An 11,228-nucleotide genomic window follows, 5' to 3' on the forward strand; every position below is an offset into this window, starting at 1 on the left:
GCCCGGGCCTGCTGGGACAGCTGGGCCTTGAGCTGGCGGGCCACCCCGGCCAGCGCGGCGGCGCTCGGCCAGCGGGCGGCCGGGTCCTTCGCCAGGGCCCGCTCCACCACGGCCCGGACCTGCGGCGGGATGTCGGCGGGCAACGGGCGGGGGGTCTCCTGGACGTGCCGCATGGCGATCTCGAGGGGGTTGTCGCCCTCGAACGGGCGCCGGCCGGCGAGGCACTGGTACGCGACCACGCCGAGCGCGTAGACGTCGGAGGCGGGGCTGGCGACCCCGCCGGTGGCCTGCTCGGGCGAGATGTAGGAGGCGGTGCCGAGGACCGAGCCGGCGGCGGTGAGCTGCGCCACCAGGTCCGACCGGGCGATGCCGAAGTCGGTCAGCACCAGGGTGCCGTTGGGTCGGACCAGCAGGTTGCCCGGCTTCACGTCCCGGTGCACGATGCCCTTGACGTGCGCCGCGTGCAGCGCGTCGGCGGCCTGGGCGACCAGCGCCATCGTGCGGGCCGGGGTGAGCCGGCCGACCCGGCTGAGCGTCGCCGACAGCGCGTCGCCCTCGACGTACTCCATCACGAGGAAGGCGATGTGCTGGTCGTTGCCGAAGTCGTAGACGTCGACGACGCCCGGGTGGTTGATCGTCGCCATGGTCCGCGCCTCGCCGCGGAACCGCTCGGCGAAGTCGGGATCGTCCAGCAGCGCCGGCAGGAGACTCTTCACCGCGACCGTACGGCCCAGCACCTGGTCCGTGCCACGCCAGACGTCGCCCATGCCGCCGCTGGCGATCCGCTCGTCGAGGCGGTAACGGTTGCCTAGCTGCACGCCGGGGCTGAGCATGTCAGCGGCCCCCGCGGTCGGCGATGGCCGCCCGCATGACCTGGCCGGCGATCCGGGCCGCCTCCGCGCTGCCGCCCGGGCCGGCCTGTTCCAGCACCACGCAGACCGCGGAGACCGGCTTGCCGTTCTTGTCCAGCGCGAAGCCGATGAACCAGCCGTGGTCGGGCCGGTCCGGCGCGGACTGGGCGGTGCCGGTCTTGCCGCCGACCGTGTAGCCGCTGATCTGCGCGTTCTTGCCGGTGCCGTCCTCGACGACGCTGACCATCATGTCCCGCAGGTCGCTCGCGACCTGGCCGCTGATCGGCCGGCGCAGCTCGTCCGGCTCCGCGGTGTGGTAGACGGTGGTCCGATCCGGGCCGAGCAGCTGTTGGACCACGTACGGCCGCATCTGGCTGCCGTCGTGCGCCACCGTGGCGGCGATCAGCGCGCCCTGGAGCGGGGTCATCCGGACGTCCCGCTGGCCGATGGAGGACTGGGCCAGCGCGCCCGGGTCGTCCCCGCCGTCGGCGTTCTCCATGGTGCCGGTCCGGCTGGCCGCGACCCCGTGGCCGCCCTCGCCGAGCTGGCCGACGCCGAGGTCGTCCTGCTCGAAGCCGAACTCCCGGGCCTTCTGCTTGATCTTCTCGGCGCCGAGCCGGACGCCCAGCTGCGCGAAGCCGGTGTTGCACGACTCCCGGACCGCTTCGGCCAGGGTGACCTGCGCCTCGGGGCAGATCGACGGCACGGCGTTGCGGATCGGGGTGCCGGAGGTCGGCGGGGTCCAGCTGGGACCGGCCGCGATCTCGGTGCCCTTGCCGACGCCGTTCTCCAGAGCCGCGGCGGCGACCACGATCTTGAAGGTCGAGCCCGGGGGCAGCACCTCGCCGAGGGCCCGGTTCTTCAGCGGGCCGTCCGCATCCTGCTCCAGCTTGTTGTACGCGGCCGTGGCCGCGTCGGTGTCGTGGCTGGCCAGCGGGTTCGGATCGAAGCTGGGCATGGAGACCAGCGCCTGCACCGCCCCGGTGCCCGGGTCGATCGCGACCGCCGCGCCCCTCGTGACGTTGTTGCGGTTGTTCCGCAACTGCTCGTACGCCGTGTCCTGGGCGCGCCGGGAGAGGGTGAGCAGCACGTTGCCGCCACCGGTCTGGTCACCGGTGAACAGGTCCTTGACCCGGCTGGCGATGAGCTGGTCGCTGGTGCCGGCCAGGAAGTCGTTCTCGAACTCCTCGATGCCGGTGTCGGCGAGGTTGACCGGCTTGTAGCCGAGCACGTGCGCGTACTTGGCCGCGCCCGGGTAGGTGCGCTGGAACCTCAGCTCACCGCTGGTCGCCTTGCTGGTGGCCAGCGCCGTGCCGCTGGCCTCGATGTTGCCGCGCTTGCGGTCGTACTCGGCGACCTGGACCCGGCCGTTGTAGTCGCTGTTGCGGTATTCATCCGCCTTGTAGGCCTGGATCCAGTTCAGGTTGGCGAAGAGCAGCCCGAACAGGATCATGACGACGACGCCGACGCGGCGCAGGGGTGCGTTCACGGCCGGATCACCTCCGTGGGGGCACCGTGCAGTTGCTCCGGCGGGCCGCCGGAGGGTCGGGCGGCCTTGCCGCCAACGCCGGTGACCGGCCGCCGCGCCGCGTCGGAGACCCGGAGCAGGACGGCGATGAGCAGCCAGTTGGCCATCAACGAGGAGCCACCGGCGGAGAGGAACGGAGTGGTCTGACCGGTCAGCGGGATCAGCTTGCTGATCCCGCCGACGATCACGAAGACCTGCAGGCCGAGGGTGAACGCCAGGCCGCCGGCGAGCAGCTTGCCGAAGGAGTCCCGCACCGCCAGCGCGGCGCGCAGCCCCCGCTCGACGATCAACAGGTAGACCACGAGCAGCGCGGAGAGGCCGAAGAGCCCGATCTCCTCGCCGATCCCGGCGAAGATGAAGTCGTTCTGCACCTCGGGCAGCTTGAGCGGCTGGCCGCCACCGGGCCCGGCGCCGAAGAGGCCGCCGGTGCCGAGCGCGAGCAGCCCCTGCACCAACTGGTAGCCGTCCTCGTAGGGGTCGGCGAACGGGTCGAGCCAGATCTGCGCCCGCAGGTAGAAGTTGGCGAACGGCCCGCCGACGGTCTCACCCAGCACGTACGCCAGGTAGGCGCCGCCGAAGAAGAGCACCAGACCGATCAGCAGCCAGCTGACCCGTTCGGTGGCGATGTAGAGCGTCACCACGAACATGCCGAAGTAGAGCAGCGAGGTGCCGAGGTCCTTCTCGAAGACCAGGACCAGGAGGCTGATCAGCCAGACCACGACCACCGGGCCGAGGTCGCGCCCGCGCGGAAAGTCGATGCCGAGGAACCGGCGGCTCGCCAGCGACAGCACCTCGCGCTTGCGCACCAGGTAGTAGGCGAAGAAGGCCAGCAGCGCGAGCTTGGCGAACTCGCCAGGCTGGATGGAGAAGCCGCCGATCCGGATCCAGAGCTTCGCGCCGTTGATCTCGGAGATGCTGCGGGGCAGCACCGCCGGGATCATCACCAGCACGATGCCGGCCAGCCCCAGGGTGTACGCGTACCGGGAGACCGAACGGTGGTCGCGGATCAGGGCGAGCAGCCCGGCGGCGAGGATCACCGAGGCGAGCGTCCAGGCCAGCTGCCGGCCACCGGTGCCGGCGAAGATGGCCAGGTCCTCCCGCTCGGCGGGGGTGGCCTTGGCCAGGTCGAGCCGGCGCAGGAAGCCCACCCCGATGCCGTTGAGCAGCGCGACCGCCGGCAGCAGGGCCGGGTCGGCGAAGGGCGCCAGGAACCGGATCGCCAGGTGCAGGCCGAGGAAGACCGCGGTGAGCGCGGCGGCCGGCATCCAGAAGTCGGCCGTGACCGTGTCGAGCACGTTCGCCTCGACCATCGCCCCGTACGCGGCCACCAGCACCATGGCCAGCAGCAGGAGCGAGAGCTCCGCGTTACGCCGGGACCGGGCCAGACGTACGCCGGGCTGCTCGCCCACGGTGGCGGGCGAGGGTGCCGGTGTGGCCGGTGCGGTCACGGATCGTCCTCGGATTCTCCCCGACGCTCACTCGGGCGACCGGCAGGCGGCCGGGTCGAGCGCCGGCGAGACGGTGTCCGAGGGCAGGGCGTCGGGCGTTGTGGTCGGTGCGGTCGGCGCGGTCGGCAGCCCACTGGCCGCCGGCGCGCTCGCGCTGGCGGTCGGGGCGGGCGACACCGAAGCGGCGGGCGGCGCACCCGGGGTGGTGGTGACGGTCACCGCGCTCGGCGTGAGCGGGCAGACCGGCTTCAGGTTCGGGTTCATCGGGTTGTCGCTGGTCAGCTCGGCCAGTCGGCGCTCCGCGTCCGGCTGGCTCTTGGCCGGGATGCCCTGCTTGACCTGCTCCTGGGCGGCCAGGGTGAGGTCCTCCAGCTCGGCCGGGCTGGTGGAGTGCACGGCCGAGAGGTCCATGCCGGCGATCTGCCCCTGGATGCCCCGGAAGACCGCGACCTGGCCCTCCTCGGTCGCACCGACGTAGTACTGCCGCTGCGTGTAGCTCCAGCCGCCGAAGACGGCACCGGCGAGGAGCACCAGCAGCGCCAGCGTCATCGCGGCGGCCCGCACCGGGCGGCGCTTCGGGCGTTCCGACTCGTCGTCGGCGCCGGCCGGAGGCTCCTCCGGGGCGGGCGGCCGCGGCGCGGAGAGCGCGGAGGCGCGGGCGGCCGGGGTGGAGACGTCGGCGGAGGTGGCCATGCCCCGGTCGCGGGCGGCGGCGCCGCCGACGATCGGGGTCGCCTCGACGATGTCGTGGTCGGTGGCGTCCGCGATGATCACGGTGATGTTGTCCGGCCCGCCGCCGCGCAGGGCCAGTTGCACCAGCCGCTCGACGCACTGCTGCGGGTCGGCGTACTCCCGCATGGTCTCGCCGATGGTGTCGGCGCTGACCACCCCGGAGAGGCCGTCGCTGCAGATCAGGTAGCGGTCGCCCGGGAGCACCTGACGGACGCTGTACTCCGGGTCGATGTCGCGGCCGTCCAGCGCCCGGGTGAGCAGCGACCGCTGCGGGTGGCTGCTCGCCTCCTCGGCGCTGATCCGGCCCTCGTCGACGAGCATCTGGACGTACGTGTCGTCCTTGGTGATCTGCGCGAACTCACCGTTGCGCAGCAGGTAGGCCCGCGAGTCACCGATGTGGACCATGCCCAGTTTGCTGCCGGAGAAGAGGGTCGCGGTGAGCGTGGTGCCCATCCCCTCCAGCTGCGGGTTGGCGTCCACGGTGTCGCGGAGCTGCTGGTTGGCGGTGCCGACGGCTGAACGCAACGCGTCGACGAGAGCGTCCCCGGGGACGTCCTCGTCGAGCGGCGCCATGGCACCGATGACGATGTTGCTGGCGACGTCACCGGCGGCCATGCCGCCCATGCCGTCGGCAACGGCGAGAAGCCGCGGTCCGGCGTAGACGGAATCCTGATTACCGTCTCGGATCAGACCGCGGTCGCTGTGGGCCGCATAGCGCAGGGTCAGAGTCATGGCCGTAATTCGAGAGAAGTGCGGCCGATCCGGATCGGCACGCCGAGGGGGACGGGGGTTGGTCCGGTGACCTTAGCGCGATCGAGGTAGGTGCCGTTAGTCGAGCCGAGGTCCTCGACGAACCACTGCCCGTCACGCGGCACCAGCCGGGCGTGTCGCGCCGAGGCGTAGTCGTCGGTGATGACGAGGGTGGAATCCTCGGCCCGACCGATGGTGATCTGTGCTTCACCGAGAGTGATCCGGGTGCCGGCCAGTTGGCCGGCCGTGACCACCAACTGGTGCGCCGCCCGGCCCCGCTTCGCCTTCGCCGGTTTCGCCCCCTGCCCGAGCGAGGCGCCCACCGCCCGGGGGGCGGCCACCAGCCGACCCGACCGGGCGCCCGCGAAGAGGTCCCGGCGGATCACGCCGACAACCGTGAACACGAAGATCCACAGCAGGATGAGGAACCCGAACCGGGCGACGGTGATGACGAGTTCCGGCAAGGCGGATCAGCCGTCCACGCGGAAGGTCAGCGTCGTGGTGCCCAACTGGATCATGTCCCCAGGGTTGAGGGCGACGGCGGAGACCCGCTGGCCGTTGACCATCGTGCCGTTGGTCGACCCGAGGTCGGTCAGCACGACCTGTCCGCCGTCGAAGTCCAGCCGGGCGTGTCGCCGGGAGATGCCGACGTCCGGCAGGCGCAGGTTGGCCTGGTCGCCGCGGCCGATCACGGTCGAGCCCATCTGCAACGGGTAGGTGCGACCGTCGCCGGAGACCAGCCGGACGTTGCGGGTGGCGCCGTGCCCCGGCGGCGGGCCGTAGCCGCCACCCTGGTCGTACGCGGGGTAGGCGGGCGGGCCGGCGTCGTAGCCGGGCGCCGAGACCGGGGCGACCTCGCCGCCGGTGTAGACCTCGGCGGTGACCCGGAACATGCCGGTGTCCAGTCCCTCGCCGCGCTCGATCTCGACGATCACGTCGCCGTAGACCGTCCAGGCCTGCTCGCCGATGAACTCCGCCTGCGACTGGGCCAGCTCCTGGGCCAGCGCGGCAGCGTACGGCGCCAGACGACTGTGGTCGTAGGGCGAGAGATCGATCACGTAGCGGTTGGGCACCAACGTGCGCCCACCGGCCAGGATCGCCTTGTGCGCCTCGGCCTCCCGCTGCATGGCGTTGAGGATCTCCACAGGGTGGACCACCCCTTTGAAGACCTTGGCAAAGGCCCCTTCGACCAGGCCTTCCAGACGCTTCTCGAAGCGTTGCAGCACGCTCACCGGCTCCTCCTCGGGTCCCGAGGACATGATGGTATCCGGCCGGCGCGCGCGCAGCTCACACGCCGCTCGGCCGTCTGTCGGCGGCCCGTTCGAACGGGCCCGATCTGTCGTGCTACTCTTTCGTCCGCCACGAACGGTAACCGTTCGCGGCAAGGACCGACAGCCGCGTAGGATGTTCGGGGCCGCTGGCGACAGCAGGACCGGCACAGACTACATTGTTTGAGGTCAAGCCACGGGGAAGTGGCGGAATGGCAGACGCGCACGGTTCAGGTCCGTGTGTCCGAAAGGACGTGGGGGTTCAACTCCCCCCTTCCCCACAATTCGCGAGGGCTCCGCAGCGATGCGGGGCCCTCGCGTCGTATCGGGGCGTGCCGTACGTCACGCTATGCTCCGATGGTTTCTGCCTTCGATGGACCAGGAGTGGCGTGTGAGTGTCGCGTTCGTGACCGGGTCGGGCGGTCTGATCGGCTCCGAGGCGGTCCGGCACTTCGCCGGCCTCGGTCTCGATGTCGTCGGCATCGACAACGACATGCGGCAGGAGTTCTTCGGCGCGGAGGCGTCCACCGCCTGGAACGTCCGCCGGCTGACCGACGAGCTGGGGGCGGCCTACTCGCACCACAGCATCGACATCCGCGACCGGGCGGCGCTGGCGGCGCTCTTCAAGCGCTACGGCGCTGACGTGGCCGTGGTGATCCACACCGCCGCCCAGCCGTCGCACGACTGGGCCGTGCGCGACCCGTTCACCGACTTCGACGTGAACGCCGGCGGCACGCTCAACGTCCTGCAGAACGTCCGCGAGCACTGCATCGAGGCGCCGGTCATCCACTGCTCCACCAACAAGGTCTACGGCGACCGGCCGAACAGCCTGCCCCTGGTGGAGCTGGAGACCCGCTGGGAGATCGAGCCCGGGCACGCGTACGAGCAGGGCATCCGCGAGGACATGTCGATCGACGCCTGCCTGCACTCGGTCTTCGGCGCCTCCAAGGTCGCCGCCGACATCATGGTGCAGGAGTACGGCCGCTACTTCGACATGCGGACGGCCTGCTTCCGCGGCGGCACGCTGACCGGCCCGGCGCACTCCGCCACCGAGCTGCACGGCTTCCTCGGCTACGTGATGCGGGCCAACATGGAACGCCGGATGTACAAGATCTTCGGCTACCAGGGCAAGCAGGTCCGGGACGCCATCCACAGCTCGGACGTGGTCGCCGCGTTCGAGGCGTTCTTCCGCAACCCGCGCTCGGCCGCGGTCTACAACCTCGGCGGCGGCCGGCACTCCAACACCTCCATGCGGGAGGCGTTCATGCTGGCCGAGCAGATCACCGGCCAGGAGATGACCACCGAGTACGTCGAGGCCAACCGGATCGGCGACCACAAGTGGTGGATCGGCTCGAACGAGGCGTTCCAGGCCGACTACCCGGACTGGAAGCAGGTCTACGACGTACCGATGATCATGCGTGAGATCTACGAGGCCAACGTGGACAAGTGGGTGCCCGGGGCATGACGGCGCGAGGCAAGCGGAACGTCCTGGGCGTCCTCGTCGACGCCACCGACTACGCCGCGGCGACCGAGCAGGTGGTGGCGGCGGCGCAGGAACGCCGTCCGCTGGCGCTGACCGCGCTGGCCGTGCACGGGGTGATGACCGGGGTGCTGGACCCGGCGCACAACGCCCGGCTGAACTCCTTCGACGTGGTCACCCCGGACGGGCAGCCGGTGCGCTGGGCGCTCAACCTGCTGCACGGCGCCGGGCTGACCGACCGGGTCTACGGTCCGACGCTCACCCTGCACGTGCTCTCCCGCTTCGCCGACGAGGGTCTGCCGGTCTACCTCTACGGCTCGACGGAGGAGACCCTGGCGAAGCTGATCCCGGCGCTGGAGCGGATGTTCCCGGCGCTCAAGATCGCCGGGGTGGAGCCGTCCAAGTTCCGCGCCGTGCAGCCGGGCGAGGACGTCGAGATCGCCGACCGGATCAGGTCCAGCGGGGCCCGGCTCGTCCTGGTCGGGCTGGGCTGCCCGCGCCAGGAGGTCTTCGCGTACGCCATGCGGCCCCTGCTGGACATGCCGCTGATGGCGGTCGGGGCGGCCTTCGACTACCACGCCGGGCTGCTGCGCCAGCCGCCGCCGTGGATGCAGCGGGCCGGCCTGGAGTGGTTCTGGCGACTCGGCCTGGAGCCGAAGCGGCTGTGGCGGCGCTACGTGATCCTCAACCCGGCCTACCTCACCCGGCTCGCCGGGCAGAAGACCGGCCTGTGGAAGGCGAAGCCGCCCGCGCCCGCCACCGAACGCCCCGCCGGCTTCGCGGTCTGACCCAGCTCCGTACGGCACGAGGCCCCTCCCGACGCTCGGGAGGGGCCTCGGCCGTGGGACTGCTCAGACGGTCAGCGTCCAGGTGTTGATGTAGCCGGTGTCGATTGAGTAGACGTCGCGCACCTGGAGTCGCCAGGTGCCGTCCGCCGCCTCGCCGGCCAGGTTGGCCGTGTAGGTGGTGTTGATGTTGTCGGCGCTGTCGAAGCTGCTGCTGTTCTTCAACCGGTACGCCGACCCGTCCGGGGCGATCAGGTCGACGACCAGGTCACCGCGGTAGGTGTGCACGATGTTCACCGCGACCGAGGAGGTGGCCGAGGCGGCCCGGCCGCAGCCGGCGATGGTGATCGAGCTGCTCACCGCGGAGCCGGCGTCCGGGATCGCGACGTCCGTGCCGTTGGTGCCGGTGCAGCCCGGCGGCGGCGGGGGCGGGGGCGGCGGGGTGGTGCCGTCGCCGACGTAGAGCAGCTTGTTCGGCGAGCCGGTGCCCGCGTTGCCCACCACGCCGCTGGTGGCGTTGTTGACCAGGGCGTCGCGGACCTGCTGCGGCGTCCAGGACGGGTTGGCGCTGGCCAGCAGGGCCGCCGCGCCGACCACGTGCGGGGTGGCCATCGAGGTGCCGCTGATCGTGTTGGTCGCCGTGTTGCTGGTGTACCAGGCGGAGGTGATCGACGAGCCGGGCGCGAAGATGTCCAGGCAGGTGCCGATGTTGGAGAACGACGACCGGGCGTCCGAGCTGGTCGTCGAGCCGACGGTGATGCCCTCGGCGGTGCGGGCGGGTGAGGTGTTGCAGGCGTTGGCGCCGGTGTCGTTCCCGGCCGCCAGGCCGTAGGTCACCCCGGAGTTGACGGAGTTGCGCACGGCGGTGTCCAGCGTGCTGTTCGCGCCGCCGCCGAGGCTCATGTTCGCCACGGCCGGCTTGATCGCGTTCTGGGTCACCCAGTCGACGCCGGCGATGACGCCAGCGTTCGTGCCGCTGCCGGAGCAGTTGAGCACCCGGACGCCGACCAGCTGGACGCCCTTCGCCACCCCGTACGCCGTGCCGCCGACGGTGCCGGCGACGTGCGTGCCGTGCCCGTTGCAGTCGTCGGCAGCGCCGCCGTCGACGGCGTCGAAGCCCGACGTGGCCCGGCCGCCGAAGTCGTTGTGGGTGAACTTGATGCCGGTGTCGATGATGTAGGCGTGCACGTTGCTCGCCGTGTTCGGGTACGTGTAGGAGCTGTTCAGCGGCAGCGCCCGCTGGTCGATCCGGTCCAGGCCCCACGAGGGCGGGTTGGCCTGGGTGCCGGCGATCGAGACGGTGTGGTTCTGCTCGACGTACGCCACGGCGGGGTCGGCGGCGATCCGGGCGGCGGCCCCGGCGCCCACCCGGACCTCGAAGCCGCGCAGCGCCGCGCCGTAGGTGCGGGCCACCGACCCGCCGTGCCGCCCGACCAGGCGTTGGGCGGTGTCGCCGACCCGGCTGCGGCCGACGGCGCTGTCCTTGAAGACGACGATGTAGCTGTCGGTCACGGCGGTGGCTCCGCCGGCGGCGCGGATCGCCCCGACCGGCTCGGCGGCCATGGCGGGTGCGGCGGCGGCGGCCACCATGGCCAGCGTGGCCACCCCGACGAGTGCGGACCTGTGTGGAAGACCCATCTCCCTACCTCCCTCCGACCGGCACCGACCGTCCGGTCGCTCGTGGCGACCGAATCGATGAACGCCGATCGAGCTGAGGGTAGAGCGGCGTGGACGGCGAGAAAAACATGTCGACTTGCCCATAACACCGGCGGGATGGCCCCCTACGGGAACCGGTTACGGGAGGAACGGGGGTGCGGCCCGGATTCCCCGTCGCCGGAAACGGGCAAGGCTCTACCACATGGAAAGTCATCTCACCGTCCTGCTGCCGGTCGCCGCCGTCTGGCTCGCGGCGGGTTGGCTGGCGGACGGCCTGCCCCGGCTGGACCGCGCCCGCGCCCTGCGTCGGCGCGCCGGGTGGCTGCTCGCCCTGACCCTGGCCGCCCTGGGCCTGACGTCGGCGGTACTCGCCGCGGGGCTCTCCTCCGCCGGTGACACCCCCGCGGACCGGGCCGCCGCCGGGCTGGCCTCGCTGACCGACCCCGGGGGCGGGCCGCTGGCCCTGGTGTACGCCCCGGAGCCGGCCGACGGCGCGCCGTACCGGCTGGTGTTGCTGCTGCACGGGGCCGGCGGCTCGGCCCGCCAGGGCCTGGACCTGCTGCTGCCGCTCGCCGACGAGCACCGGCTGCTACTGGTGGCGCCGCAGGCGGTGTCGAGCAGCTGGGACCTGATCGTGGAGGGCTTCGGCGCGGACGTCCGGCGGATCGACACGCTGCTCGCCTCGGCCTTCGCCGGCCCTCCCGTCGAACGGGGGGTGTTCGGCGGCTTC

10 protein-coding genes and 1 tRNA gene are annotated in these 11,228 nt (G+C 71.7%); 4 read left to right on the forward strand and 7 right to left on the reverse strand.

Features of this window, described 5'->3' with window-relative positions; translation table 11 throughout:
* The 6 genes from NCC78_RS20010 to NCC78_RS20035 all read right to left on the reverse strand — a co-directional run.
* On the reverse strand, positions 1-833 hold an 833-nt coding region (locus NCC78_RS20010), incomplete at its 3' end, for a serine/threonine-protein kinase (protein WP_250796230.1).
* Position 834: 1 nt separating this feature from the next.
* Positions 835-2,340: a peptidoglycan D,D-transpeptidase FtsI family protein gene (locus tag NCC78_RS20015; protein ID WP_250796231.1), complete on the reverse strand. Its 1,506-nt coding sequence runs from the start codon at positions 2,338-2,340 to the stop codon at positions 835-837.
* On the reverse strand, positions 2,337-3,827 hold the full coding sequence (locus NCC78_RS20020; protein ID WP_372495160.1) for an FtsW/RodA/SpoVE family cell cycle protein: 1,491 nt from the start codon (positions 3,825-3,827) through the stop codon (positions 2,337-2,339). Before NCC78_RS20020 ends, NCC78_RS20015 begins: the two co-directional genes overlap by 4 nt.
* Before the next feature lie 27 nt (positions 3,828-3,854).
* Entirely contained in the window at positions 3,855-5,291 is a 1,437-nt protein-coding gene (locus tag NCC78_RS20025) for a PP2C family protein-serine/threonine phosphatase (RefSeq protein ID WP_250796232.1), read from the reverse strand.
* Positions 5,288-5,773: an FHA domain-containing protein FhaB/FipA gene (locus tag NCC78_RS20030; protein WP_250796234.1), complete on the reverse strand. Its 486-nt coding sequence runs from the start codon at positions 5,771-5,773 to the stop codon at positions 5,288-5,290. Before NCC78_RS20030 ends, NCC78_RS20025 begins: the two co-directional genes overlap by 4 nt.
* Before the next feature lie 6 nt (positions 5,774-5,779).
* Positions 5,780-6,568, reverse strand: a complete 789-nt coding sequence (locus NCC78_RS20035) for an FHA domain-containing protein (protein ID WP_250796235.1) — start codon at positions 6,566-6,568, stop codon at positions 5,780-5,782.
* A 207-nt stretch (positions 6,569-6,775) separates the two neighbouring features.
* Between NCC78_RS20035 and NCC78_RS20040 the strand changes: the two genes are divergently transcribed.
* From NCC78_RS20040 to NCC78_RS20050, 3 genes are all read left to right on the forward strand, one after another.
* Positions 6,776-6,858, forward strand: a tRNA-Leu gene (locus NCC78_RS20040).
* 68 nt (positions 6,859-6,926) lie between these two features.
* Positions 6,927-8,042, forward strand: a complete 1,116-nt coding sequence (locus NCC78_RS20045) for an NAD-dependent epimerase/dehydratase family protein (RefSeq protein WP_250796237.1) — start codon at positions 6,927-6,929, stop codon at positions 8,040-8,042.
* Positions 8,039-8,845 carry a WecB/TagA/CpsF family glycosyltransferase gene (locus tag NCC78_RS20050; RefSeq protein ID WP_250796238.1) on the forward strand — a complete coding sequence of 269 codons (807 nt, stop codon included), beginning with the start codon at positions 8,039-8,041 and terminating at the stop codon, positions 8,843-8,845. Before NCC78_RS20045 ends, NCC78_RS20050 begins: the two co-directional genes overlap by 4 nt.
* Before the next feature lie 63 nt (positions 8,846-8,908).
* Here NCC78_RS20050 and NCC78_RS20055 read toward each other — a convergent pair whose 3' ends face one another.
* Entirely contained in the window at positions 8,909-10,480 is a 1,572-nt protein-coding gene (locus NCC78_RS20055) for a S8 family peptidase (RefSeq protein WP_250796239.1), read from the reverse strand.
* A 220-nt stretch (positions 10,481-10,700) separates the two neighbouring features.
* Here NCC78_RS20055 and NCC78_RS20060 point away from each other — a divergent pair.
* Positions 10,701-11,228 (forward strand): alpha/beta hydrolase family protein (locus NCC78_RS20060; RefSeq protein ID WP_250796240.1); only part of this gene is annotated, 528 nt, incomplete at its 3' end.

Source organism: Micromonospora phytophila (genome assembly GCF_023656545.1).
Taxonomy (GTDB): domain Bacteria; phylum Actinomycetota; class Actinomycetes; order Mycobacteriales; family Micromonosporaceae; genus Micromonospora; species Micromonospora phytophila.